Origin of the sequence: Cystobacter fuscus DSM 2262 (genome assembly GCF_000335475.2) — a bacterium.
GTDB classification, from domain to species: domain Bacteria; phylum Myxococcota; class Myxococcia; order Myxococcales; family Myxococcaceae; genus Cystobacter; species Cystobacter fuscus.
The window spans coordinates 147,801-174,218 of the sequence record NZ_ANAH02000069.1; the positions used below are offsets into that span (position 1 = coordinate 147,801).

At 67.2% G+C, this 26,418-nt stretch carries 22 protein-coding genes and 1 tRNA gene; all 23 read right to left on the reverse strand.

The window, feature by feature from the left end; translation table 11 throughout:
• Positions 1 to 37: 37 nt before the first annotated feature.
• The 23 genes from D187_RS45450 to tuf all read right to left on the reverse strand — a co-directional run bounded on the left by D187_RS45450 (position 38) and on the right by tuf (position 26,418).
• The gene (locus tag D187_RS45450) at positions 38 to 2,065 is read right to left on the reverse strand and encodes a hypothetical protein (RefSeq protein ID WP_002628254.1); all 2,028 of its coding nucleotides are present in this window, start codon (positions 2,063 to 2,065) and stop codon (positions 38 to 40) included.
• A complete protein-coding gene (locus D187_RS45455; RefSeq protein WP_002628253.1) occupies positions 2,062 to 3,486 on the reverse strand; it encodes a YncE family protein in 1,425 nt (474 codons plus the stop codon). The genes D187_RS45450 and D187_RS45455 overlap by 4 nt, the downstream gene beginning before the upstream one ends.
• A 146-nt stretch (positions 3,487 to 3,632) precedes the next feature.
• A complete protein-coding gene (gene glyS / locus D187_RS45460; protein WP_002628252.1) occupies positions 3,633 to 5,732 on the reverse strand; it encodes a glycine--tRNA ligase subunit beta in 2,100 nt (699 codons plus the stop codon).
• On the reverse strand, positions 5,722 to 6,702 hold the full coding sequence (gene glyQ / locus D187_RS45465; protein WP_002628251.1) for a glycine--tRNA ligase subunit alpha: 981 nt from the start codon (positions 6,700 to 6,702) through the stop codon (positions 5,722 to 5,724). The genes glyS and glyQ overlap by 11 nt, the downstream gene beginning before the upstream one ends.
• Before the next feature lie 84 nt (positions 6,703 to 6,786).
• A complete protein-coding gene (locus D187_RS45470) occupies positions 6,787 to 7,797 on the reverse strand; it encodes a carbohydrate kinase family protein (protein ID WP_002628249.1) in 1,011 nt (336 codons plus the stop codon).
• 22 nt (positions 7,798 to 7,819) lie between these two features.
• Positions 7,820 to 8,554 carry a DNA repair protein RecO gene (gene recO, locus D187_RS45475; RefSeq protein WP_002628247.1) on the reverse strand — a complete coding sequence of 245 codons (735 nt, stop codon included), beginning with the start codon at positions 8,552 to 8,554 and terminating at the stop codon, positions 7,820 to 7,822.
• Between the two features lie 3 nt (positions 8,555 to 8,557).
• Positions 8,558 to 8,947 (reverse strand): helix-turn-helix domain-containing protein, encoded by a 390-nt coding sequence (locus tag D187_RS45480; RefSeq protein ID WP_002628246.1) that lies wholly within the window; start codon positions 8,945 to 8,947, stop codon positions 8,558 to 8,560.
• Positions 8,948 to 8,965: 18 nt separating this feature from the next.
• Positions 8,966 to 9,715: a social motility TPR repeat lipoprotein Tgl gene (gene tgl, locus D187_RS45485; protein ID WP_002628245.1), complete on the reverse strand. Its 750-nt coding sequence runs from the start codon at positions 9,713 to 9,715 to the stop codon at positions 8,966 to 8,968.
• Between the two features lie 29 nt (positions 9,716 to 9,744).
• Positions 9,745 to 10,209 carry a hypothetical protein gene (locus D187_RS45490; protein ID WP_002628244.1) on the reverse strand — a complete coding sequence of 155 codons (465 nt, stop codon included), beginning with the start codon at positions 10,207 to 10,209 and terminating at the stop codon, positions 9,745 to 9,747.
• A 21-nt stretch (positions 10,210 to 10,230) separates the two neighbouring features.
• Complete coding sequence (locus D187_RS45495) at positions 10,231 to 10,902, reverse strand: hypothetical protein (RefSeq protein ID WP_002628243.1); 672 nt, start codon at positions 10,900 to 10,902, stop codon at positions 10,231 to 10,233.
• 82 nt (positions 10,903 to 10,984) lie between these two features.
• Entirely contained in the window at positions 10,985 to 11,725 is a 741-nt protein-coding gene (locus D187_RS45500) for a lytic transglycosylase domain-containing protein (protein ID WP_043435019.1), read from the reverse strand.
• A complete protein-coding gene (locus D187_RS45505) occupies positions 11,725 to 12,069 on the reverse strand; it encodes a hypothetical protein (protein ID WP_002628241.1) in 345 nt (114 codons plus the stop codon). Before D187_RS45505 ends, D187_RS45500 begins: the two co-directional genes overlap by 1 nt.
• A gap of 305 nt (positions 12,070 to 12,374) precedes the next feature.
• Entirely contained in the window at positions 12,375 to 16,592 is a 4,218-nt protein-coding gene (gene rpoC, locus D187_RS45510; protein ID WP_002628240.1) for a DNA-directed RNA polymerase subunit beta', read from the reverse strand.
• Positions 16,593 to 16,696: 104 nt separating this feature from the next.
• Positions 16,697 to 20,926 (reverse strand): DNA-directed RNA polymerase subunit beta, encoded by a 4,230-nt coding sequence (gene rpoB / locus D187_RS45515; protein ID WP_002628239.1) that lies wholly within the window; start codon positions 20,924 to 20,926, stop codon positions 16,697 to 16,699.
• A 179-nt stretch (positions 20,927 to 21,105) separates the two neighbouring features.
• Entirely contained in the window at positions 21,106 to 21,483 is a 378-nt protein-coding gene (gene rplL / locus D187_RS45520; protein ID WP_020918723.1) for a 50S ribosomal protein L7/L12, read from the reverse strand.
• A 91-nt stretch (positions 21,484 to 21,574) separates the two neighbouring features.
• Positions 21,575 to 22,096 carry a 50S ribosomal protein L10 gene (gene rplJ / locus D187_RS45525; protein ID WP_002628237.1) on the reverse strand — a complete coding sequence of 174 codons (522 nt, stop codon included), beginning with the start codon at positions 22,094 to 22,096 and terminating at the stop codon, positions 21,575 to 21,577.
• Positions 22,097 to 22,515: 419 nt separating this feature from the next.
• On the reverse strand, positions 22,516 to 23,229 hold the full coding sequence (gene rplA, locus D187_RS45530; RefSeq protein ID WP_002628236.1) for a 50S ribosomal protein L1: 714 nt from the start codon (positions 23,227 to 23,229) through the stop codon (positions 22,516 to 22,518).
• 42 nt (positions 23,230 to 23,271) lie between these two features.
• Entirely contained in the window at positions 23,272 to 23,715 is a 444-nt protein-coding gene (gene rplK, locus D187_RS45535) for a 50S ribosomal protein L11 (protein ID WP_002628235.1), read from the reverse strand.
• A 102-nt stretch (positions 23,716 to 23,817) separates the two neighbouring features.
• Complete coding sequence (gene nusG, locus D187_RS45540; protein WP_002628234.1) at positions 23,818 to 24,360, reverse strand: transcription termination/antitermination protein NusG; 543 nt, start codon at positions 24,358 to 24,360, stop codon at positions 23,818 to 23,820.
• The gene (gene secE / locus D187_RS45545) at positions 24,360 to 24,803 is read right to left on the reverse strand and encodes a preprotein translocase subunit SecE (RefSeq protein ID WP_043435024.1); all 444 of its coding nucleotides are present in this window, start codon (positions 24,801 to 24,803) and stop codon (positions 24,360 to 24,362) included. The genes nusG and secE overlap by 1 nt, the downstream gene beginning before the upstream one ends.
• A gap of 88 nt (positions 24,804 to 24,891) precedes the next feature.
• Positions 24,892 to 24,967: transfer RNA gene (locus tag D187_RS45550), tRNA-Trp, on the reverse strand.
• Between the two features lie 27 nt (positions 24,968 to 24,994).
• A complete protein-coding gene (rpmG, locus tag D187_RS45555; protein WP_002628232.1) occupies positions 24,995 to 25,159 on the reverse strand; it encodes a 50S ribosomal protein L33 in 165 nt (54 codons plus the stop codon).
• 95 nt (positions 25,160 to 25,254) lie between these two features.
• Positions 25,255 to 26,418 (reverse strand): elongation factor Tu, encoded by a 1,164-nt coding sequence (gene tuf / locus D187_RS45560; RefSeq protein ID WP_020918724.1) that lies wholly within the window; start codon positions 26,416 to 26,418, stop codon positions 25,255 to 25,257.

A 26,418-nucleotide genomic window follows, 5' to 3' on the forward strand; every position in this document is an offset into this window, starting at 1 on the left:
GCGCCGGACGATAACAGAGCGCTCCCGGGACGCGAAATCAACGGAAGGTCGCCAAGGCCAGGGCGTTCGCCGCTCCGGCGACGACGGTGGACAGGTTCATCTGCAGGATGGCGTTGGCGGAGGGATAGACGATGTAGGCGAAGTCCGTGTTCCCCACCCTCGCCCGCACCACGGGTCCGGGCAGTCGGAAGAAGCGGAGCGCATCGTAGTTCACGAGGTCCACCGTGAGGAGGTACGGGAAGAAATGGGACGCGGTGGTCACCACGAAGCGCTGGTCCCGGCCCACGGGGCTCTGGCGCAGGTCGCGCGTGACCGTCAGGGACACGGCGGTGCCGGTGGCCTGCCCCGCGTAGCCCGGGGGGTGGAAGAAGAAGGTGTCGGCGCGGGAGTAGGTACTGCCCGTGCCCATGCGCTGGAGGTAGTTGCCCGCGGCATCGGTGAGCACGAGCGAGCGCTCGCCCCCGGCGCGGACCGCGAAGCGCGGGTAGTCCGCGCAGGCCGCCGGCAGGGCGCCCGCGGGTACCAGCAGCGCCGTGGGGGCCGCGGGCGCGCGTTGCACCTCCCCTACGAGCACGGACTCGGCACAGGCCGGCAGGGACGTGTCCTCGGGAAGCAGCACGATCAGATCTCCCGGCCGCACGCTCGGCCGCGCGACCCCGTCCTCCAGGGCATCGACGATGGGGACCGTGAAGGTGGGAGTGGCCGGATCGCGCTCCAGCCGGGAGGCGTTGGGCAGCACGCCCTCTGAGGTGAGCACGTACGCCTCGTCGCGGGTGACGCCGAACGTGCCCGAGAAGGCGATGTCCGCCCGGCGGTCGGGGGTGGAGGGATCCACGTTGTTGCCCACGACATCCAGCAGGGAGACGGCGGCGGTGGCCGTGTTCGGCGTCTCCGTGGCCAGCCAGGCCGCGCCCACGTTGAGGTGGACGAGGTTCAGGGCATCGAAGAAGAGGATGCCGCCCGTGGACAGCGGCACGATGCCCAGCAGCGGAACCGTGGCCTCGCGCTTCTCGCCGCCCTGCACGCTCAGCAGGGTGTTCGTGGACAGCGACAGGCCCATGGACAGCCCCGGGCCCGAGTTGATGGGCAGCATGGGGTAGCCGGTGAAGTCCTTGGCCAGTGTGCCCGTGGTGGAGTCCACCGCCAGGATGCCCGACGGGCACGTGGCGGCCGGAGCGGGGGCGGCGGGCTGGGTGCAGTTGGAGGGATCCAACACGCCGAAGATGCGCGCGCCCGCGGCCCGACGCTCCGGTTGCGCGTCCTCTCCGGGCACCCGGCTGTGGGTGACGAGCTGGAGCACCTGAGCGCCGCCGAAGTCGAGCGTCGTGCGCCGGACCTTCGTGTTCACCTCCAGGATGAAGCTCGTTCCCGGGTGGCCGAACTGGCCCCGGTGCGTGGACACCGCGATCAGGTTGGGATCGGGCAGCACGAGCAGGGAATTCACCGACTCGTCGGCGGCCAGCTCCAGGATCAGCTCCGCGGTGAGGGGCGCCGGGGGAGAGGCCAGTGCCTGGGGGTCCGTCGAGAGCGGGGCGCGCCACAGCCGCGCCCCAGCGGGCTCCTGGGTGGCGAAGTAGAGCGTGCTCGAGCCGCCCTCCTGCTCGGTGGCGAGCGACGCGAAGGCCGTCACGGGCCCCGAGGACACGCCCGTCATCAGCCGCGTGTCGAGCCGGGCCACCTCGCGCAGCTTGTCGACGGCGGAGTCCACGACGGAGATGACGGACGAGCCACCGCTGCGCGCGTACACATAGGTGCCGGTGCGCTCATTGCCCTCGGCGTCGTAGCGCACGTCGCGCGCGAGCGCCTGGGGCCGGGGCAGCACCGGAATGGCGAGCGGCTCCAGCGGATTGGGGGCACGCACGTAACCCCGCTTCGTCACGTCCTCCGTCAACTGGAGCACGCGCAACTCGTTGCGGTCCGTCGACGTGACGAACACCAGATCATTGACCAGGGCCAGGTCGTACGTCCCCTGGAGACCCGCGGGCAGGGCCACCGGATCCTGCTGCGTGCACGCGCACAGCAGCGCTCCCAGGCCCAGCACCAGAGACACCATGAAGCGCTTCACTGCTGCACCTCCGTGCACGTCGCGGATTGCCCCACGTCCTGACGGGCGCCGAGGTAGGCCACGAGCCGGGCGTCCTGGGGACTGTCGAGGTTGGGGATGTCGATCACCGAGATGCGTCCATCTCCGAAGTTGCTGGCGAAGATACGCGCCGAGTTGCCCTCCCGCTGCACGTCGAGGCCGAAGGGCCGGGGCGACTCGACGCCGCGGATCTGTCCCACCGACACCTGGGCCACGACCTGCCCCACGTCCGGGTCATAGACGGCCACCACGCCCGCGTCACTGCAGGAGATGAGCACCAGCTCCGCCCGCCCCGCCCCTCGGGGCACCAGCGTCACTTCCGTGGGGCCGAGCGGCAGTGGCACCGAGCCCACCACGGACATGCGGGGCGAATCCCCTTCACTGCCCTCCACGTTCACGATCAGCAGCGAGTCCGGCCCGCGCACGGCCATGTAGAGCCGGCGACTGGCCGCTCCCGACACCGCGGGCCTCGCCGTCAGCGCGAGCCCCCGGGATTCGCTCGCCGCGAAGCTCAAATCCAACCCGGGGTCGAGCAGCCGCCCGGGATTGTTCTTGTCCAGCACGCGCAGCAGGAACCTCCGGGCCGACGAGGAACTCGACGCGTACCTGTCGAACCGGCCGGAGACGAACACATAGCGCTCGTCGACGACCACCGAGTTGCTGCTGCCCTGGGGGAGATCCGGAATGGACAGCGAGAAGAAGTCCGACGTGGTCACCCGGGGCTCGTCGCCCGGCAGGCGCACCACGTAGGACTGGAAGGCGTTGCTCAAGCCCGACGGGGCCGACCCGGCCGGAGAATCCGCCGCGCTCAGGTGTGTCACCCACACGTCGCCCCCGGCCCCCACCCCCACGCCGAAGGGCGCGGGCGCGCGGGGCAGATCATCCGTCTGGCCCGCGACCTGGGTGAGCGACAGCGCGCCCTCGATGCAGTTGTTGCCCGGGGTGCCCACGCAGGACAGCCGCGTTGGCTCCGGCACGTCGATGTAGTGGATGAAGTCGCCGTCGGCGCGCGCGGTCACGAAGAGGCGGGGCGCCGCGTCCGCGCGCTCCCAGTAGGCGAGCTGCCCGGCGTAGCTCTGGATGAAGACCCGGGATTCAGGCGGCACGTTGAGCTGCTCGAACGTCACCACGGGGGCGGCGGGATTGGCGCCCGACTCGCTCAGCAGCGGCAGCCGGTTGCCCTCCGTGCCCACGCGATCCAGATCGACCGCCATGACGGTGCCCTGATCGAAGCACCGGTCGAAGTTGGCGCTCGACACGTAGAGGATGCCCCGCGTGGAACCGGCCACGGAGCGGTAGTGGATGCCGCTCGGGTAGACGAAGCGATCCGTGGGCGGGGGTCGCGGCTCGGCTTCGGAGCACGCGACGAGGAAGAGCGCGAGGCTGGGGAGGAGGATGCGCATGTCGGAAGGGGGGCGGAGTGTAGGAACCCCCCTCCCTTCGAGCAACTACAAAGGGGCCGGCCTATTCCGACCCCTCGGGGCGGCTGGGCCCCGAGTGGGGTCGGAGCGGGCTCGGAGTGGGCCCCTCCTCCCCTGCCCGGCGGCCGTCAGGCCTCGGACTGGATCTTCGAGAAGTCGGCCACCTGGTTGAACAGCGTGCCGACCTCCGTGAGCAGCCGGATGCGGTTCTCGCGCAGGGCGCGATCCTCGGCCATCACCATGACCTTGTCGAAGAAGGTGTCCACGGTGGGCTTGAGGCCGGTGATCTCCTGGAGGGCGCCGGAGAAGTCATCGGCCTTGACCCGATCGCCCACGCGGGTGCGCGCCTGGACGAAGGCCGAGTGGAGCTGGCGCTCGGCGTCGTCGGTGAAGCGCTGGGAGTCCACGCCGCCGCGGCTCACGTCCTTGCCCTGCTTCTCGACGATGTTGACCACGCGCTTGAAGGCCACCGCCAGGGGAGCGAAGTCCGCCTGTCCCACGATGCTGGCGAGCGCCTGGAGGCGCTTGTGGGCGGCCACGAGATCGTCGTAGCCGGCGGCGAGCACCGCCTCCACCACGTCCGTGCGGTACTGCTCCGTCCACAGCGCCTTGAGGCGGCCGCGGAAGAACTCGAGCACCTGCTCGCGCGCGGCGGGCTCACCGGCCTTGCGCTTGACGTTGGCGAGCTTGGGCGCGAGCTGCTCGAGCGCCGCGTCCACCGCCTGGGCCAGCGAGAAGCGATAGCCCCGGTCCAGCACGATGCGGATGGTGGTGAGGCACGCGCGCCGCAGGGCGAACGGGTCCGCCGCGCCGCTCGGCCCCTTGCCGATGGCGAAGATGCCGCACAGGGTGTCCAACCGGTCCGCGAGGCCCACCAGGGCTCCGGCGTCCTGCGTGGGCAGGGAGTCCTCGGCCGAGCGCGGCAGGTAGTGCTCGAAGATGGCCAGGGCCACCGCCTCCGGCTCTCCACTCGCGCGGGCATACTCGCGGCCCATCACGCCCTGCAACTCGGGGAACTCGCCCACCATGCCGGTGACGAGGTCCGCCTTGGACAGGGTGGCGGCGCGCTCGATGGTGGACTGGAGCGCGCCATGGCCCGTCGACTCCGCCAGCTTCACGGCCAGCGAGCGCATGCGCGCCACCTTCTCCGCGTAGCTGCCGAGCTGACCCTGCCACACCACGCGCGCCAGCTTCTCCGTGCGCGCCTCGAGCGGCGTCTTGCGATCCTCGTCGAAGAAGAAGCGCCCGTCGGCCAGCCGCGAGCGCAGCACGCGCTGGTAGCCGCGCAGCGACAGGTTCACGTCGCGCACCGGCGTGTTGGACACGGCGATGAAGCGCGGCAGCAGCTTGCCGTTGGCATCCACCACGGAGAAGTAGCGCTGGTGGCTCTTCATCTCCTGCACCAGCACCTCGGGGGGCAAGTCCAGGTGCCGCTCCTCGAAGGAGCCCACCACCGGGTTGGGCAACTCCACGAGGTTGGTCACCTGATCCACCAGGGAGTCGTCCTCCATGAGCTTGCCGCCGGCCTGCTGGGCCGCCGCGCGCACCTTCTCCAGCACCGAGGCGCGGCGCTTGGAGAAGTCCGGCACCACGTTCGCCTTCTCCAGGGCGGCCTCGTAGTCCGAGGGCCGGGCGAGTTCGATGGCCGCGGGCGACAGGAAGCGGTGGCCGTAGGTGGTGCGGCCGCTCCTCACGTCACCGAGCACCACCGGCAGCACCTCGCCACCCAGCAGCGCCACCACCCACTGCACGGGCCGCGCGAAGGCCTGGTCCACGTCGCCCCAGCGCATCGTCTTGCGGAAGCTGATGCCGTGCACCGCCGCGTGGAGGATGTCCTTGAGGATGTCCGCCGCCGGGCGGCCCTTCTCCTCCACCTTGGCGCCCAGGTACTCGCCCTTGGGCGTCTGCACGCGCAAGAGGGCGTCCACCGCGACCTTCTGGCTCTCGGCGAACTTCTCGGCCGCCTTGGTGGGCTTGCCGTCCTTGTCGAAGGCCGCCTTGACGCTGGGGCCGAGCACCTCGCGGGTGATGTCCTCGCCCCGCTCCGCCACGCCCTTCACCCACACCGCGAGCCGGCGCGGCGTGCCGTAGGTGCGCACCTCGCCGAGCTGGAGCCGGGCCTCGGCGGCGCGCTCGGTGATGATGCGCTTGAGGTCCTCCAGCGCGGGGAGGATGAACGAGGCGGGAATCTCCTCGGCGCCGATCTCCAGCAGCAGTTCACTGGCCACGGGCCACCTCCGCCTGCTCGGGCTTGTTGAGCGTCACCGTCTTCCAGTAGTCGCTGGCCGGCTTGCCCTCGAGCACCGGCGGCTGCTCGCCCACGGTCCAGGGCGTCTTGAGCAGCGGGTAGCCGAGCCTCTCACGCATCTTCAGGTAACCCTCGGCGCACAGGCGCGCGTTGTCGCGCACGCGCTTGATGAAGTTGGCGCGCTCGGTCACCGAGATGGCGCCGCGCGCGTCCAGCAGGTTGAAGGCGTGCGAGCACTTGAGCGCGTAGTCATACGCGGGCAGCGGCAGCTCGCGCTCGATGAGGCGCTTGCACTCCTTCTCGTAGGAGTCGAAGAGCGCGAAGAGCATCTGCGCATCCGACTCCTGGAGCGCGTAGCGGCTCATCTCCACTTCGTTCGGGTGGAAGACCTCGCGGTACTTCACGCCCTTGACCCACTCGATGTCGTAGACGTTCTCGACGTTCTGCAGGTACATGGTCAGCCGCTCGAGGCCGTACGTGAGCTCCGCCGCCACGGGCTTGCACTCGAAGCCGCCGCACTGCTGGAAGTAGGTGAACTGGGTGACTTCCATGCCGTCACACCACACCTCCCAGCCCAGGCCCCAGGCGCCCAGCGTGGGCGACTCCCAGTCGTCCTCGACGAAGCGGATGTCGTGGTCGAGCGGATCCATGCCGATGGCGCGCAGCGAGTCCAGGTAGAGCTGCTGGACGTTCTTGGGCGCGGGCTTGAGGATGACCTGGAACTGGTGGTGCTGGAACAGGCGGTTGGGATTCTCGCCGAAGCGGCCGTCGGCGGGACGCCGCGAGGGCTGCACGTAGGCCACGTTCCAGGGCTCGGGGCCCAGGGCGCGGAGGAAGGTGGACGGGTGCATGGTGCCCGCACCCACCTCGAGATCATAGGGCTGGTTGATGATGCAACCCTGCTTGGCCCAGTGGTTCTGGAGCGTGAGGATCAAATCCTGGAAGTACATGGCGCCGCGGACCCTAGTGATGGGGTCCAGGAGCGTCAAGAACGGCCCGCGTGCTCCGTGTCCTATCCGAAAGCGACAGGCACCTCAGGAGGACTGCTCGCGCAACCACCCGGGCATGGCGGAGGCCACCTCGGCCCCGGAGGGCAGGCCCGCCACGGCCCCCAGGTGCTCCACCACGCGCGAGCCCACCACGCACGAGAAGCGGACCAGTTCGGTCAGCTCCTCGAGGGGCGCCCGCCCCAGCGCCGCCGCGTCCGGGTAGCGCCGGGACAGCCCCCGGAGCAGGCCCGAGGTGAACCCATCCCCCGCCCCGGTGGTGTCCACCACTCGCGCCCGGGGGGCCTCCACGTGTACCACCTGACCCTTCCAGAGAAAGACGGCGCCCGCCTCGCCCCGGGTCACCACGGGCAGCAACACGCCCAGGCCCGCCAGGTGATGCAGCGCCTCCACGGGCCCCGGCTGCCCGGTGGCGAAGGCCACCTCCTCCTCGGACATCTTCACCACCGTGCAGCGCGGCAGCAGCCGCCCGAGCAGCTCGCGCAGCACCTGGGGCTCCTCCCAGGCATGGATGCGGATGTTGGGGTCGCAACTCACGATGCGCCCCGCCGCGCGCGCGGCCTCCACGCCGCGCAACATCGCCGCGCGCGCCTCGGGCAGCGCCAGGGAGTTGGTGCCCAGGTGCATGACCCGCGCGCGGGCGAGGAAGGCGGGGTCCACGTCCCGCTCGGCCAGGAGGAACTCGGCCGAGCGCGTGCGGAAGTAGCAGAAGCTGCGCTCGCCCCGCGCGTCGAGCGAGATGAAGACGAGCCCCGTGCGGCCCTCGGCCGTCTGGCGCAGGCGGCTCACGTCGACGCCCTCGGCGGCCAGGCGCTCGCGCAGCAGGTGGCCGAACTCGTCCTCGCCCACCACGCCCACGCTGGCCGAGCGGCCCCCCAGGCGCGCCACGCCCACGGCGACATTGGCCAGCGAGCCGCCGATGCCCGGGGTCCAGGAGGCCACGTCCCGCACGCGCTCACCGGCCCGCGTGGGGAGGAAGTCCACCAGGCACTCGCCCACACACACCACGTCGAGCGCGGCCGCCTCGTCCTGCGTCATGGGTGCCTCCTGGCCGCCGCCATCAGTCCAGCCCCACCTGGTCCATGAAGTCCACGCTCTTGAGGCGGCGGCCCAGGTGGTGGGAGATGAAAAGGTTGAGCAGCGCGCGCGCCCGGGCCCGGAGCTCCGCGGGCAGCGGAGTGCGCTCGCCATCCTGGAGCGCCCGGAGGCCGGAGAGCAGCTCGGCGGAGATGGCCACCGCGTCGCGCGCCCGGACCGCGCAGGCCTCGCACACCGCGCCGCCATGGGCCTGATCGAAGCGGGGCCGTTCGCCCGGAGGGCCGCCGCACAACGAGCACGAGTCGAAGCGCGGCATGAGGCCCGCGTGGGCCAGCGCCGACAGCTCGAAGGCCAGCAGCGAGGTGGGGCCCGCCTCCTTCGCATCGAGCTTGTGCAGGTAGCCCTCGAGCAGCGCGAAGAGCTCCGGGTGGGGCTCGTGATCGCGCGTCAGCTCGCGGCACAGCTCCACGGCGTAGAGGGCCCGGGCGATGAGGGGCAGATCCGCGCGGGCCGCGTAGTAGCCCGTGACGATGTCGGCCGAGTCCAGGCGCACCGTGGCGCCCCGCGTCTCCACGAGCTGCACGCGCAGGCGCATGTAGGGCTCCAACGCGCCGGCGAAGCGGCGTTTGCTCTTGCGCGCCCCGGCGGCGAAGGCCGTCAGCTTGCCGTGCTCGCGCGTGAGGAGCGTGACCAGCCGGTCCGCTTCCCCATAGTCCACGGTGGAGAGGACCAGCGCCTCGTCAGTGTATCGATCCATGCGTCAGGGGCGGGGCTGCGGCAGCGCCACCTTTCCAGTCACCACCAGGGCCGCGAACACGCCGGCGGCGAGCACCAACAGAACCACCGCGAGAATCAACCAAGCGCGCCTTCGCCGCTCGCGCTCCAGCGTCACGGGACTGGGCTCGGGAGCGGCCTTGTCCACCTCCTCGTAGCGGAGGATGGCCTCCTCGGGCGCCAGGCCGATGACGGTGGCGTAGGAGCGGATGTAGTTGACGATGAAGACCCGGTTGGGCAGCCGCTCGATCTGCCCTTCCTCCAGGGCGGCGATCAGACTCGGGGAAATCTTCGTCACCCGCGACACCTCGTCACGGGACAGGCCGCGCAGCTCGCGTTGCTGGGACAGATATCTGCCGAATTCGACGTAATCCACGGGGATGGGACTCGCTGGTTACAAGGCCTCGAGCAGGCGGTGGCAATCGTCCTTGAGGTTCTGGCTCGTCGCCTTGGCCTCGCACGTGGTGAAGCTCTGCTTCGCCTCCTCCAACTTCCCCTGCTTCACCAGGCAGGCGCCCTCACGCAGGTGGGCGTCCGCCACCTCCGGGCAGGCCTCACGATAACGGCCCAGATAGCGGCATGCCTCGGAAAGCTCGCCGCTTTCCTCGTAGATGGTGCCCAGGTTGCGGTAGCCCAGGCAGAAGCCGGGATTGATCGTCACCGCCGCCTTGATGTTCTGCAACGCCCGCTCCTTGTCGCCCTTCTTGTACAGGGCCCACCCCAGGTTGCTCTGCGCGATGAAGGGCGTGGGGTAGAGCATGTCGTTGAGTGCCTGCTCGTACAGGGGAATGGCCTCGTCATAGCGCGCCTGGGACAGATAGACATTGGCCAGGTTCGTCTTCGCCTCGGAGAAGGTCGGACGCAGCTGCAGGGCCTTCTGGTAGTGCACGATGGCCTCCTCGGGGCGGTTGAACGACAGGTGCAGGAGGATGGCCATGACGTGGTGCGCCTCCGGGTAGTCCGGATTGAGCTCCAACGACTTCTGGAGTTCCATGTAGGCAGCCTGCACGTTGCCCGCATGCTGGGCCTGCAGGGCCAGCTCGTAGTGGATCTCGGCGCCCTCGCGCTCCTTGTCGGTGGGGACATGCTTGCAACCCACCAGCAGGAGCGCGAGGAACCAGAGGGAGGAAGCGCGGGAGAGCATTCGGGGAGATCTCGTCACGGAAGGGGGAATCAGAAGGAGGCCAGCAGGCGGCCGAGGTTCGTCGAGGCCGTGCGCTTGTCGTCGGCCCGGGTACGGGGGCCCGGCGCCAGCTTGGGGTCCTTGTAGAAGACGGGCAAGCTCTTCAACAGCTCATCCTGCTGCGCGGTGGACAGGGAAGCGTAGTGCGCGTTGTCCATCATGAAGCCCATGGACTCCACGAAGGCGAGCGCCTCGGCCTCATGCTGTTGGGTTTCCTCGAGGCTCGTGCCGCGACGCGAGGGGGCGTACACGGCGCAATCCCGGGCCTCGGACAGGAACAGGTAGATGAAGACGGCGAAGCCGCTCGCGCCGCGCAGGCCCACCACGAAGGCCTGCGCGGGCCCCGCGGGCTTGCCGGGAATGGCCAGGTGGGGCGAGTTGATGGACTGGTGCACCAGCAGCACCTGCTCCCGCGCCGCGGGCAGACCCCGGAATCTGTCGTCGATGACGAACATGCTTGGGCACCATCCCTCGCGCTAGCGCGTGGTGAGGATGAACTCCTCGGTCACGTCCTCGGTCTGCGCGGCGGTGCGCTGGAAGCGGATGAGGGGCTTGTCGAGCATCACCCGGCCACCGCCCTCGTTGCCCTCGCCGATGACGACCTGGAAGACGTGCTCGGCGGACTGGCTGCGCCGCGGACCCGTCACGACCTTGGACGCCATCAGCCGCACGGTGTTCCTTCCGGGCCGCAGGTAGCGGGTGAGCTCCGTGATGACCTGCCCCTCGCCATTGCGCAGCTTGCGCACCCAGGCGGAGTTGATGAACAGGTCGATGTCGTACTCCGTCTTGCCCTGGGCGGATTGCTCCGTCACCAGCCAGTAGCGCTGGGTGATGCGGGTAGGAGCCGCCGGGGCCGGAGGGGCGGCGGGCGCCACTGGAGCGGCCGTGGGAGCGGGAGCCACTGGAGCGGGGGCCACCGGAGGGGGCGTGGGAGCCGGTGCCACCGGCGCGGGCACTTCCATCGTCTTGACGGTGTAGCCCGGAGCGACGATGTGGACGTTGCCCTGATCATCCAGGCGGACGGAGGAGACCTTGTCGAAGGTCTGGTTCGTCAGGCCGTCGATGCGCACCCCATTGAGGAACACCGAGGCGAGAGCCGGCAGGGGCAACAGGACCGAGAGGACGAGAGCGGAGATGACGCGGCGCATGAGGTGATGGACTCCTCCTGGAACAGAGCGATAGCGCACCCATCCGGGACGGACAAGCACGCGCCCCCGCCGCGTGCGCTAACTAAGGACCCTTCACCTCGGGCGAGGGCTCCTCGAGCTCCCTCTGGGCCATGGCCCAATCACCGCCCAGCCCCTCCCCTTCCCGGAAACGCCTGAAGTCACGGCGGACCAGGCGTGGATAGCGGCGGAAGGTGTCCAGCTCGCCCGCCTTCTTCGCCAGCCAGATGCGCGTGGGGCCGGCATTGTAGGCCATGAGGGCCAGATCCAGCTCCCCGAAGCGATCATGCAGCGTACGCAGGTAGCGGATGCCCAGGCGCACTCCCAGGGCGGGGTCCGCGGCCACCTCCTCGCGCGACAGCCGCAAGCCCTGCTTCTCCGCGAGGAAGTGCAACGTGCTGGGCTTGATCTGCATCAGCCCCCGTGCCCCCTTGTCGGAGACGGCCTCTTCCGTGAAGTCCGACTCCACGTCGATGAGCGCCAGGATGAGCAGCGGATCATACCCCGCCTGGCCGGCCTCCTCGGCGATGGCGTGCACGAGCTGCCGCCGCAGGGTGAGACCCAACTCCGGAGCACGCTTGGCGAGCACCGCGTCGATGAGCGCCGCGTCGGGAGGCGCTGCTTCGAAACGGGAGGACTCGGCCGCGAGGGGCGCCTCCGGAGGGGTGAACAGCGGCACCGCGCGGGCGGACAACACCAGGGCGACCCCGGCCACCAGGGGGAGCTTTCCACACCCGGCGCCCAGCGCGTGCAAACCGCGGAACAGCCCCTCGGCCCAACGCTGACGGGTCGAGGGGGGGGGCATCACTTGCGCTGCCCCATGGCGTCGATGCGCTCGGCCAGTCGGATGAGCCGGCTCTCGATGTCCTGGATCTGGTCGCGGCGCGGAATCATGATGCCCGACAGAGCGCGCCGAACTCCCTCCTCCACGTTGTGCTCGAGATCCTTGCGGTGGCCCGTCAACCGGTCCGTCAACAGCCGCCCCTGGCGCACCACCTCGTCCTGGCTCCAGCCCGCCAGGTCCGCCACTCGCTGCGCACAGCGCGTGGCCTCGTCCTCGGCGGTAGATACGGCCAGCAGGGCCTGGCTCCACACGCGCTCGAACGTCTCCGCCAGGGGGTACTTCTGGGGGATTTCCACGTTGTCCATGACACACTCTCCAGCATGGCCGTCCCGACCCGGGGCCAGGACGGCGGGGGGGTAAGGAGCGATCGAGCCAACAGGCACTCGATCGTGTGAAACACCGCTCACGCTCGCCGAGCTGCTTGCTGCGACCACTGCTGGATGTTCGCCCGGAAAGCGCACGGGTCGATCTCCATCGTTTTTACGAGTTAGTGCAACCAGCTTACACGGGTCAAGCTGTAAAACTGTTGAAAGTCATAAAAAAACCGCCACTCCCGGGGAAAACCGGGGTGGCGGCTTGAAACTTCCTTCAGAGAGACGAGGAGCGAGGGCTAGGCCGCCCCGCTGCTCTGGGAGCCCTCGGAGCGGCTGCCCGAGGACAAGGGCGGCACGAGATCGTCGCCGTGGGTGGCGGCCAGGGCGGCCTCCATCTCGGAGATCTCGTCGGCGGGGCTCTCCACCTCGATGTCGAGGTGCTTGTAGTTGGGCAGGCCCGTTCCGGCGGGGATGAGGCGGCCCATGATGACGTTCTCCTTGAGGCCGCGCAGGTAGTCCACCTTGCCGTTGATGGCGGCCTCGGTGAGCACCTTGGTGGTCTCCTGGAAGGAGGACGCGGAGATGAACGACTCGGTGGAGAGCGAGGCCTTGGTGATGCCGAGCAGCAGGGGCTCACCGACGCCCGGACGCTGACCGTTGGCCATGACCTTCTCGTTCTCCTCCTCGAACACCCACTTCTCGACCTGCTCGTCGACGAGGAAGCTGGTGTCGCCCACGTCGGTGACGCGCACGCGGCGCAGCATCTGCCGGACGATCACCTCGATGTGCTTGTCGTTGATCTTCACGCCCTGCAGCCGGTAGACCTCCTGCACCTCATCCACGAGGTAGCCCGCGAGCGCCTTCTCGCCGAGCACCTTGAGGATGTCGTGCGGGTTGGCCGAGCCATCCATGAGCGCCTCGCCGGCCTTGACGCGGTCGCCGGCGTGCACGCTGATGTTCTTGCCCTTGGAGATCAGGTACTCCTTGGCGAGGTCCGTGCGCAGCTCACCCGCCACCTCGGGGGTGATGATGAGCTTGCGCTTGCCCGTGGTGTCCTTGCCGAAGGAGACCACGCCGTCGATCTCGGCGATGGACGCGGCGTCCTTGGGCTTGCGCGCCTCGAACAGCTCGGCGACGCGCGGCAGACCACCCGTGATGTCCTTCGTCTTGGTGGTCTCGCGAGGCACCTTGGCGATGACCTCGCCCGCGTGGATCTCATCGCCGTCGTTGACGGTGATGATGGAGCCCTGCGGCAGGAAGTAGCTCGCCTGGCCCTTGGAGGACACCAGGTCCTTGAGGTTGCCCTGCTCGTCGCGCAGCGTGATGTGCGGACGGGCGTCGGGGTCCTTGGACTCGATGATCGTCTTGCGCGTGAGGCCCGTCACCTCGTCGAGCGACTCGTTCATCGTGACGCCTTCGATGATGTCCTCGAAGCGCACGGTGCCGCCCACCTCGGTGAGCAGGGGGATGGCGAACGGGTCCCACTCGGCCACGAGGATGCCGGCCTCGATCTTCTGGCCTTCCTTCACGAGGATGCGCGCGCCGTAGATGACCTGGTAGCGCTCGCGCTCGCGGCCGCTCTCGTCGACGATGACGAGCTCGCCGTTGCGGTTCATCGCGACGAGGCTGCCGTCCTTCCTCTGCACCGTGTTGAGGCCCGCGAACTTCACCGTACCGGCGTTGCGGTTCTCGAGGCTGGACTGCTCGGCGCGCCGCTGCGCCGCACCACCGATGTGGAAGGTACGCATCGTGAGCTGGGTACCCGGCTCACCGATGGACTGCGCCGCGATGACGCCCACCGCCTCGCCCACGGCCACCTTGCGGCCGCGCGCCAGGTCACGGCCGTAGCACTCCACGCAGATGCCGCGCTTGGCCTGGCACGTGAGCACCGAGCGGATCTTCACGCGATCCAACCCGCTGTTCTCGATCTTCTTGACGCGGTCCTCGTCGATCTCCTCGTTGGCGCGCACGAGCACGTCGTTGGTCACCGGATCGAGGATGTCGTCCAGGGCCACGCGGCCGAGGATACGCTCGCCGAGCGCCTCGATGATTTCCCCGCCCTCGACGAGGGCGCCGATGAACAGGCCGTCCATGGTGCCGCAGTCGTACTCGTTGATGATGGCGTCCTGGGCCACGTCGACGAGACGGCGGGTGAGGTAGCCGGAGTTGGCCGTCTTGAGGGCCGTGTCCGCCAGACCCTTGCGGGCGCCGTGGGTGGAGATGAAGTACTGGAGCACGGAGAGGCCTTCACGGAAGTTGGCCGTGATGGGCGTCTCGATGATTTCACCGGAGGGCTTGGCCATGAGGCCGCGCATACCGGCGAGCTGGCGGATCTGCTGCGCGCTGCCGCGGGCACCCGAGTCGGCCATGATGTAGATGGGATTGAACGACGGCTGCTTGCGCGTCTCGCGCTTGCCGTCCTTGTCACCCACGGCCTCTTCCTGGGAGATCTGCTGCATCATCTCGGCGGCCACCTTCTCGGTGATCTCCGCCCAGATATCGATGACCTTGTTGTAGCGCTCGCCGTCGGTGATGAGGCCCTCGAGGTACTGGTTCTCGATCTCCGCCACTTCCTTGCCCGCGTACTCCAGGAAGGTCTGCTTCTTGGCGGGGATGATCATGTCCTTGAGCGCGATGGAGATACCGGCGCGCGTGGCGTTGGTATACCCGAGGCTCCGGATGCGATCGGCCAGCAGCACCGTCTCCTTCTCGCCGGTGAGGCGGTAGCAGAGGTCGATGAGGCCACCGAGCGACTTCTTGTCGAGCACCTTGTTGATGGCGTCGAAGCCCACCTTGCGCGGCACGATGTCCCAGAGCAGGACGCGGCCGACGGTGGTCTCCTTGCGCGTGCCGAGGATGCGGCAGACGACCTTCGCCTGCAGGTGCACCTCGCCATGGTCGTACGCGGCGCGAACCTCGTCGGGCGAGGCGAACACCCGGCCCTCGCCGTGGGCGAACTCACGGGCGCGCGTCATGTAGTAGATGCCGAGCACCATGTCCTGCGTGGGGACGATGATGGGCTTGCCGTTGGCGGGGCTGAGGATGTTGTTCGTCGACATCATCAGCACGCGCGCTTCCATCTGGGCCTCGATGGACAGGGGCACGTGGACGGCCATCTGGTCACCGTCGAAGTCCGCGTTGAACGCGGCGCACACGAGCGGGTGCAGTTGGATGGCCTTGCCCTCGATGAGCACGGGCTCGAAGGCCTGCATGCCCAGGCGGTGCAGCGTGGGCGCGCGGTTGAGCATCACCGGGTGCTCGCGGATGACGTCCTCGAGGATGTCCCACACCTCGGGACGCTCCTTCTCCACCATCTTCTTGGCGCTCTTGATGGTGGTGACGTAGCCCTTCTCTTCGAGCTTGTTGTAGATGAACGGCTTGAAGAGCTCGAGCGCCATGATCTTGGGCAGACCGCACTGGTGCAGGCGCAGCTCGGGGCCCACCACGATGACGGAGCGGCCCGAGTAGTCCACGCGCTTGCCGAGCAGGTTCTGACGGAACCGGCCCTGCTTGCCCTTGAGCATGTCGGAGAGCGACTTGAGCGGCCGCTTGTTCGGGCCGGTGATCGTCTTGCCGCGGCGGCCGTTGTCAAACAGCGCGTCCACCGCCTCCTGGAGCATCCGCTTCTCGTTGCGGATGATGATGTCCGGGGCGTTGAGCTCCTGCAGCCGCTTGAGGCGGTTGTTGCGGTTGATGACGCGGCGGTACAGGTCGTTGAGGTCCGACGTCGCGAAGCGGCCACCATCGAGCGGCACCAGGGGGCGCAGATCGGGCGGAATCACGGGGATGACGTCGAGCATCATCCACTCGGGCTTGTTGCCCGACATGCGGAAGGCCTCGGCGACCTTGAGGCGCTTGGCGTACTTCTTCTTCTTGGCCTCCGAGTTGGTCTCGCGCATGTCGCGGCGCAGGTCCTCGGACAGGCGGATGACGTCCAGGGCCTTGAGCATCTCGCGCACGGCCTCACCACCCATGCCCGCGCTGAAGGACTCCTCGCCGTGCTCCTCGTAGAGCCGGTGGAGCTTCTCCTCGCTGACGAGTTCGCCCTTCTGCAGGGGCGTCGCCTTGGGGTCGATGATGATGTAGCTCTCGCAGTACAGGACCTTCTCGAGCTCCTTGAGCGTGATGTCGAGCAGGTTGCCGATGCGCGAGGGCAGCGACTTGAGGAACCAGATGTGCGCCACGGGCGTGGCGAGCGTGATGTGGCCCAGGCGCTCACGGCGCACCTTGGATTGGATGACCTCCACGCCGCACTTCTCGCACACGACGCCGCGGTGCTTCATGCGCTTGTACTTGCCGCAGTTGCACTCGTAGTCCTTCACCGGTCCGAAGATGCGGGCGCAGAACAGCCCGTCCCGCTCCGGCTTGAAGGTGCGGTAGTTGATCGTCTCGGGCTTCTTCACCTCGCCATGCGACCACTGGCGGATCTTATCCGGCGACGCCAGCGCGATGCGGATGGCGTTGAACGAGAGCGGATCCTTCGGCTTCTCGAAGAAGTTGAAAATGTCCTTCACGTTGCCTCCGAACTTCTTTGGAGCGCGTGAGCGCTTATTCGTTTCACCCTCCCGCCAGCGCCCGCCCGCTCAGGGAGCGGGCGCCGGGGGGAAGGCACGCTGAACTAGGCCTCGGTACCGGTCTTCACGCGGTCGTCGCTGTCGCCGCCGCCGCCGAAGTCCCCCGAGAACGAGCGCTGCCGCTCGGGCGGGGCGCTCTCCAAGAGCTCCACGTCCAGGGCGAGCGACTGGAGCTCCTTGAGGAGCACGTTGAACGACTCGGGCAGACCGGACTCGAGGACGTTGTCGCCCTTGACGATGGCCTCGTACATGCGCGTGCGGCCCACCACGTCGTCGGACTTGACGGTGAGGAACTCCTGGAGCGTGTACGCGGCGCCGTAGGCCTCCATGGCCCAGACTTCCATCTCGCCCAGACGCTGACCGCCGAACTGCGCCTTGCCGCCCAGGGGCTGCTGGGTAACGAGCGAGTAGGGCCCGATGGAGCGGGCGTGGATCTTCTCGTCCACCAGGTGGTGCAGCTTGAGCATGTACATGACGCCCACGGTGACGTTCTGGTCGAACGGCTCACCGGTGCGGCCGTCGAAGAGCACCATCTGGCCGGTGCGCGGCAGACGGGCCTCGTCGAAGAGCGAGTGGATCTCCGTCTCGCGCGCGCCGTCGAACACCGGCGTGGCGACATGGATGCCCTTCTTGAGGCGCTGGGCCAGGCTCTTCACCTCGTCGTCGGACAGGCCGTCCACGAACCGGCCGAAGGCCGCGTCGTCGTAGACCGTCTTGAGCTGCTTCTTGAGGTTCTCGCCGCTGTAGTTCTCGTCGATGTAGCGCTGCAGCTGCTCGCCCACGCCCTTGGCGGCCCAGCCCAGGTGCGTCTCGAGGATCTGCCCGATGTTCATGCGCGAGGGCACGCCCAGCGGGTTGAGCACGATGTCCACGGGACGGCCGTCCTCGAGGAACGGCAGATCCTCCTCGGGGAGCACGCGCGACACCACGCCCTTGTTTCCGTGGCGGCCGGCCATCTTGTCGCCCACGGCCAGCTTGCGCTTGATGGCGACGTACACCTTCACCATCTTGATGACGCCCGGCGGGAGCTCGTCGCCCTTCTTGATGCGGGCGATCTTCTCACCGAAGGCCAGCTTCACGGCCTCGGTGGTCTCCTCGAGGTTGCGCAGGATGTCGCGCAGCTTGCCGTCGAGCGGGTCACCGACGGAGATCTCCGTCCAGTACTTGTAGGGCACGGTGGCGAGCAGCTCGTCGGTGACGATGTCGCCCTTCTTCAGCAGGATCTTGCCCTTGTCATCCACGAGCTTGCCCTGGACTTCCTTCGTCCGGAGCATGGTGCGGATGCGGTTGTAGGCGCTGTCGCGCAGGACCTTGATCTCGTCGTTCTGGTCCTTGAGGAGCTTGGCCTCCTCCATCGACTCGATCTGCTTGGCGCGCTCGTCCTTCTCCACGCCCTTGCGGCTGAAGACCTTGGCGTTGATGACGGTGCCCACGACGCCCGGGGGCACGCGCAGGGAGCTGTCACGCACGTCGCCGGCCTTCTCACCGAAGATGGCGCGCAGGAGCTTCTCCTCGGGGGAGAGCTGGGTCTCGCCCTTGGGAGTGATCTTGCCCACCAGCACGTCGCCGGGCTTCACCTCGGCGCCAATGCGGATGATGCCGCTCTCGTCGAGGTCCTTGAGGGCCTCCTCACCCACGTTCGGGATGTCGCGGGTGATCTCCTCCTTGCCGAGCTTGGTGTCGCGCGCGATGCACTCGAACTCCTCGATGTGGATGGACGTGAAGACGTCCTCCTTGAGGATGCGCTCGGAGATGAGGATGGAGTCCTCGAAGTTGTAGCCCTGCCACGGCATGAACGCGACGACCACGTTCTGGCCCAGCGCGAGCTCACCCGTCTCGGTGGCGGGTCCGTCCGCGATCACGTCGCCCTTCTTCACCTTGTCGCCCTTGCGGACGATGGGCTTCTGGTTGAGGCACGTGTTCTGGTTGGAGCGCTGGTACTTCAGGAGGTTGTAGATGTCGACCTCGCTGGAGATGTCGAAGGCGCCCGCGGCGGAGTCGGCCTTCACCACGATGCGGCCGGCGTCCACGCTCTCCACGATGCCGTCACGGCGGGCCACGCACGTGACGCCGGAGTCGCGGGCGACGATCGCCTCGATGCCGGTGCCCACGAGCGGAGCGGCGGTGCGCAAGAGCGGCACGGCCTGTCGCTGCATGTTCGAGCCCATGAGGGCGCGGTTGGCGTCGTCGTTCTCCAGGAACGGGATGAGCGAGGCGGCCACCGACACGAGCTGGTTGGGCGACACGTCCATCAGGTCCACGTCCTCGGCCTTGGCCTGGACGAACTCACCGCCGCGGCGCGAGGACACGAGGGCGTTGATGAACTTGCCCTTGGGGTCCGTCTCCGCGTTGGCCTGGGCGATGGTGTGCTTCTCCTCCTCGAGCGCGGAGTAGAAGGCCACGTCGCCGGTCACCGAGCCGGCCTCCACCTTCTTGTACGGCGTCTCGACGAAGCCGAACTCGTTGACGCGGGCGTAGGTGGACAGCGACGCGATGAGGCCGATGTTCGGGCCTTCCGGCGTCTCGATGGGGCAGATGCGGCCGTAGTGCGTCGGGTGCACGTCGCGCACCTCGAAGCCCGCGCGCTCGCGGGTGAGGCCGCCGGGCCCAAGCGCGGACAGACGCCGCTTGTGGGTGACCTCGGACAGGGGGTTCGTCTGGTCCATGAACTGCGACAGCTGGCTGGACCCGAAGAACTCCTTGATGACGGCCGTCACGGGCTTGGCGTTGATGAGATCGTGCGGCATGAGCGTCTCGATCTCCTGGAGGCTCATGCGCTCCTTGATCGCCCGCTCCATGCGTACCAGACCGATGCGGTACTGGTTCTCCAGCAGCTCACCCACCGCGCGCACGCGCCGGTTGCCGAGGTGATCGATGTCGTCGATCACACCCTTGCCGTTCTTGAGGTCCACCAGGTAGCGGATGACCTCGAGGATGTCGCGCTTGGTGAGGATCTGCCCGTCGAGCGGCTCCTCGAGGCCGAACTTGAAGTTCAGCTTGAGGCGGCCGACCTTGGACAGGTCGTAGCGCTCGGGGTTGAAGAACAGGTTGCTGAAGAGGTTGGTGGCCGTCTCGGGCGTCGGAGGATCGCCCGGGCGCAGGCGGCGGTAGATCTCCATGATCGCCTGCTCGGGGGTCTCGATCTTGTCCATCATCAACGTCTCACGCAGGTAGGGACCCACGTTGAGGTTGTCGATGAAGAGGACCTTGAACTCCTTGATGTCGCGCTTGAGGAGCTCGTCCACCTTCTCCTGGGAGACCTCCTCGTTGCACTCGAGGATGACCTCGCCGGTGTTCTCGTCCACCACGTCGTAGGCGGACACCTTGGTGAAGAGCTCGTCCGCGTCGATGGGGAGCGTCTTCATCTTGGCCGCCTCGAGCTTCTTGATGGCGGCGCGGGTGAACTTGCGGTTCTTCTTGACGATGATGTCGCCCGTCTTCGTCTTGATGTCGCGCGTGGCGCGCTGACCGGGCAACAGCTCCAACTCCACCGACTTCTCGAACTCGGTGTTCGCCTGGAGGTAGATGGTCTCCGTGGCGTAGTAGTAGTTGAGCATCTCCTCGGTGGAGCCGCGGAACTCCAGAGGGTTCTTCTTGGCCGTGTCGGGCACCGCGCCCAGGGCGCGGATGAGCACCGTGGCCGGCAGCTTGCGGCGCCGGTCGATGCGGACGTAGAGGATGTCCTTGTGGTCGAACTCGAAGTCGATCCACGAGCCGCGGTACGGGATGATGCGGGCGTTGTAGAGCAGCTTGCCGGACGAGTGGCTCTTGCCCTTGTCGTGGTCGAAGAAGGCACCCGGGCTGCGGTGCAGCTGGCTGACCACCACGCGCTCGGTCCCGTTGATGATGAAGGTGCCGTTCTGGGTCATCAGCGGGATTTCGCCGAAGTAGACCTCCTGCTCCTTCACGTCCCGGATGGACTGGGCGCCGGTCTCCTCGTCCTTGTCCCAAACGACCAGGCGCACGACGACCTTGATGGGCGCCGAATAGGTCATGCCACGCTGGTGGCACTCATCCACGTCGTACTTGGGCTTCTCGAGGTGGTAGCTGACGAACTCCAGCGAGGACGTCTCGTTGAAGTCGCGGATCGGGAAGACCGACTTGAATACTCCCTGCAGTCCGAGGTCCTCACGCTTCTCGGGCGGAATATCCGCCTGGAGGAACTTCTCGTAGGACTGCTTCTGGATGTTGATGAGATTGGGAATGTCGATGGTCTTCGCGATCTTCGCGAAGGTCTTCCGCACGCGGAAGTTGTTCTGGATCTGCGTCGGCATTCAAACTCCGGGGCGAGCAAGCTCGGGCGGGACGAGCTTGGATAACGCGCAGCGGCAGCGGGAAATTTAGAGATACGGAAAGGGCAAAGCCGGCGCACCCTTTCCGGGCACGCCGGCCTGCTCAACCGGTCAGGAGGCGACGGGAATTTCCCGAAACCCGTCGCCGGCCCGAGACGAAACTACTTGATCTCGACGGTGGCACCAGCGGCGACGAGCTGGTCCTTGATCTTCTTGGCGTCGTCCTTGTTGACGCCCTCCTTGACGGTCTTGGGAGCGCCCTCGACCAGGTCCTTGGCCTCCTTCAGGCCCAGGCCGGTGATGGCGCGGATCTCCTTGATGACGTTGATCTTGTTCGCGCCGGCGTTGGCCAGCACGACGTTGAACTCCGTCTTCTCCTCGGCGGGAGCGGCGGCGGCGGCGCCAGCGGCCGGGCCAGCGGCGACGGCGACGGCGGCGGCGGAAACGCCCCACTTCTCCTCGAGCTTCTTGACGAGCTCGGCGGCCTCCATGACCGTCAGGGAGGAGAGCTGGTCGATGATCGTGTTCAGGTCAGCCATGTGAATGTCCTTCTTTCAACTTGTAACGGCCCCTCTTCCTTCCGGAACGAGCGGGACCAGAGGTGTGCGGTGGGTTGGCTACTGGAATCGGTTACTTGGGCTGCTGCTTGTCCACGTTCGCCTGGAGCACGCGGGCCAGCTGGGAACCGGGGGCCGCGATGGTGCGAACGAGCTTGCCGGCCGGCTGGTTGAGCATGCCGAGCAGCTGGGCGCGGAGCTCGGGCAGACCGGGCATCTTCGCCAGGGCCTTGACACCCTCGGCGTTGACGCGGCGGCCCTGCACGGACGCGCTGCGGACCTTGATGGTCTCGAGATCCTTGATGAAGTCCGTGAGGATCTTCGCCGGGGCCACGACGTCGTCGTAGCTGATGGCGATGGCCACGGGACCCACGAAGTCCTCGGCGATGACCTCCACCGGGGTACCCTTCGCGGCGCGCTTGGCCAGCGTGTTCTTCAGGACCTTGTAGTCCACCTTGCCGTCGCGGAACTTCTTGCGCAGCTTGGTGACCGTCTCCACGTTCAGCTTGGAAAACTCAGCGACGATCGCGGTCTGAGCCCGCGAAAACTTCTCGTTGAGTTCCTTGATGAGTTCTTCCTTCTCGCTCTTGATCACTTGGTTTCACCTCCTCACGACGCCCACCCGAGGGTGGGCTGGATTACCTGGGCCACGCAGGGTGGCAGAGCGAGAGGAGCCTCGAGAGGCACCACACCGCACCTCCAGTCTCGGCAGGGTGGCTCGGGGTGAGCCGTTTGAACCCGGTGGACTGCCCGCGCCTCCGACCGGTTGCCCGGTTGCCAACGGAGAGCACGCGCCCCGCTCCGGATCCCTGCTGTCTGGGACCAGGGATGTCTGAAGCGCGTCGTCTCATCGACGTGGCGCTTCAATTGCAAAAGCCGGGGCGCTATACCCGCGGCTTCGCAAAACGTCCAGCAAATTGTGATGGGGGTGGTCGCGGACCAACGGGGCGGGCTTCGTGAACCGATGCCACGCCCCCTCGTCAGGACTCCGCAACCACCCTGCCCTACTTTTGACTACCGGTGACGGGCGAGGATCTCGGTGGTGTCGATCTTGATGCCCGGGCTCATGGTGGCGGAGATGGCCACGCCCTTGAGGTAGACACCCTTGGCGGTGGCCGGCTTGAGCTTCATGACCAGGTCCACCAGGGTGTTGAAGTTCTCCTGGAGCTTCTCCGCGGGGAACGAGGCCTTGCCGAGCTTGGCGTGGATGATGCCGGCCTTCTCGGCGCGGAACTCCACCTTACCGCCCTTGGCATCGCGCACGGCCTTGGCCACGTCCATGGTCACCGTGCCCACCTTGGGGTTGGGCATGAGGCCGCGAGGACCGAGCACCTTACCGAGCCGGCCGACCACGCCCATCATGTCCGGGGTGGCGATGACGGTGTCGAAGTCGAGGAAGCCGCCCTCGATGCGCTTGGCGAGGTCGTCGCCGCCCACCACGTCGGCCCCGGCGGTCTCCGCGTCGGTGGCCCGCTCGCCCTTGGCGAACACGGCCACGCGCACGGTGGCGCCCGTACCGTGGGGAAGAACCACGGCGCCACGGACCATCTGGTCCGCGTGCTTCGGGTCCACGCCCAGGTTGAGCGCGACCTCGACGGTCTGATCGAACTTGGTGCCGCGGAGAGTGGTGGTCTCCTTCAGGGCCTGGAAGCCCTCGGCGATGTTGTAACGCTTGTTGCGGTCCACCTTCTCGGCGGCGGCGCGGAACTTCTTACCGGACTGAGGCATGGGGAAAATCCTCTTGATTCAAAAGGGTGAAGGTGGAGGGGACTAGACGATCTCGATGCCCATGGAGCGCGCGGTGCCGGCGATGGTGCGCTGGCAGGCCTCCAGGGAACCAGCCGTGGTGTCCTCGAGCTTCTTCTTGGCGATCTCCTCCAGCTGCTTCTGGGTGATCTGCCCCACCTTCTCCTTGCCCGGCTTCTTGGCGCCCGAGCCCTTCTTCTTCTCGGTGTGCAGGCCCGCCGCCTTCTTGATGAGCACGGCCGCCGGAGGCGTCTTCAGGATGAAGGTGAAGGAGCGGTCCTGATACACGGTGATGATGACCGGGATGATCAGACCTTCCTTGGCCTCCGCCTGCGTCTTGGCGTTGAACTGCTTGCAGAACTCCATGATGTTCACGCCCTGCTGACCGAGCGCGGGGCCGATCGGCGGAGCGGGGTTCGCCTTGCCGGCGGGAATCTGCAGCTTGACCTGTCCTGTGACCTTCTTCATCGGCTGACGACTGCCTTTCGAATGGGTGGTTGTCGCGGTCCGCTTGACAGGCGGGCCTCCCACCCTGGGGATCCCCGGCGCGTGAGCGACCGGGGAAGACTGCTAGCCGGTGGTCTTCTCCACCTGCATGAAATCCAGTTCCACGGGCGTGGCGCGACCGAAGATGCTGACCAGCACCTTCACGCGGCCCTTCTCCGCGTTGACCTCTTCCACGGTGCCATTGAAGTTGGCGAAGGGGCCATCGATGACGCGCACGGTGTCGCCATCGGAGAACTGCATCTTGGGCTTGGGCTTGAGCGTCCCCTCGGAGATCTGCGAGGTGAGCCGGGCCACCTCGGCATCCGAGATGGGGGTGGGCTGCTCGTTCTGCGCCGCCCCGGGGAAGCCCGTGATCTTCGGGGTGTTCTTCACCAGGTGCCAGGAGCGATCATTGAGCTCCATCTGCACGAAGATGTAGCCCGGGAAGAACTTGCGCCGCGAGGTCTTCTTCTCGCCCTTCACCATCTCGACGACCTGCTCCATGGGGATCAGGATCTCGCCGAACAGGTCCTGCAGGTTCTCGAGGCGGATGCGCTCTTCCAGGCTCTTCTTCGCCTGGTTCTCGAAGTTGGAGTAGGTGTGGACCACGTACCATTTCATCGCCATTACAACTTCCCCCAGATGGCAGGAATCCACTCGACCATGAGGTTGTAGGCGAGGGTGTCGATGCCGAAGAGGAGGATCGCCGCGACGATGGACGCGACGATGACGGCCATGGTCGACGCCTTGGTCTCCTCCCAGGACGGCCAGGTCACCTTCATCAACTCCGAGGCGACCTCCAGCGAGAGCGTGTGCGTCTTGGGGTGCACGTAGGCCCCCACCACGAGCCCCGCGGCGATCACGAAGCCCAGGAGCGTCGAGACCGTCCAGTCGAGACCGTCGATGATGACGGGATCGCTCCACCCCAGGCGCGCCCAGATGAGGCCGCAGACGTGCTCCAGGAAGAACGCGAAGATGAGACCCGCGATGAGGAAGAAGATGACCACGAGCCGCTTCGGATCCATTCCCGAACGGTTGGCCTGCTGGCTGGCCTCTGATGCCGCTGCCATGATTCCTCGCTGACTGAGTGCGACTGGATATCGAAAAACACAGGAACCCCCGGTACGTGGGTACCGAGGGTCCCTGCAACTAAACAACTGGCAGGCCAGGAGGGATTCGAACCCCCAACACGCGGATTTGGAGACCGCTGCTCTACCGTTGGAGCTACTGGCCTAGAGAACACCCGAACGAAACAGCCGACCTAGACTTTACCTTCCTTATGGACGGTATGCTTGCGCTCGCGGGGGCAGTACTTGCTCAGTTCGAGCTTGTCCTGGCTCTTCCGCTTGTTCTTGGTCGTGAAGTAGTTCCGCTCCTTGCAGGTCGTGCACTCGAGCGAAATGATGCTGCGGTTACCCTTGGGCATGGCTTGGACTCGATGAACACGAGGGAAAGCTGCGCGAAACAGCTTCCCCTCGGAGTTGACTCACAGGAGAGGCAGGCAAGAAGCCCACCAGCCAACTAGGCGATGATCTCGGCGACGACGCCGGCGCCCACCGTGCGGCCACCCTCGCGAACCGCGAAGCGCAGCTCCTTCTCCATCGCCACCGGGGTGATGAGCTCCACCTCGATCGCGATGTTGTCGCCCGGCATCACCATCTCCACGTTGTCCGGCAGCTTCACCGTGCCCGTCACGTCCGTGGTGCGGAAGTAGAACTGGGGACGGTAGCCCTTGAAGAACGGGGTGTGGCGGCCCCCCTCTTCCTTGCTCAGCACGTAGATCTGCGCCTTGAACTTGGTGTGCGGGGTGATGGAACCCGGCTTGGCCAGCACCTGGCCCCGCTCCATGTCCTCACGCTTCAGACCACGCACCAGCGCGCCGATGTTGTCGCCCGCCCGGCCCTCGTCCAGCAGCTTGCGGAACATCTCCACGCCCGTCACCACCGTCTTCTGCGTGGCGCGCAGACCCACCACTTCCACTTCCTCGCCCACCTTGATGATGCCGCGCTCGACGCGGCCGGTGGCCACCGTTCCACGGCCGGCGATGGAGAACACGTCCTCCACCGGCATCAGGAAGGGCTTGTCCGTGGCGCGCTGGGGGGTGGGGATGTAGCTGTCCACCGCCTCCATCAGCTTGAGGATGGCCGGCTCGCCAATCTCCGAGGTGTCGCCCTCGAGCGCCTTGACGGCGCTGCCGGGAACAATCGGAATGGTGTCGCCCGGGAACTCGTACTTCTTGAGCAGGTCGCGCACTTCCATCTCCACGAGCTCGCGCAGCTCGGGGTCGTCCAGCAGGTCCACCTTGTTCAGGAAGACCACGATGTAGGGCACGCCCACCTGGCGGGCGAGCAGGATGTGCTCGCGCGTCTGGGGCATCGGGCCGTCCGCGGCCGACACCACCAGGATGGCGCCGTCCATCTGCGCCGCGCCCGTGATCATGTTCTTGACGTAGTCGGCGTGGCCCGGGCAGTCCACGTGCGCGTAGTGCCGGTTCTTCGTCTTGTACTCCACGTGCGCCGTGGAGATGGTGATGCCGCGCTCGCGCTCCTCGGGGGCCTTGTCGATCTGGTCGTACGCGAGGAACGTCGCGCCGCCCGTCTTCGCCAGCACCTTGGTGATGGCCGCCGTGAGGGACGTCTTGCCGTGGTCAACGTGGCCGATGGTGCCGATGTTGACGTGCGGCAA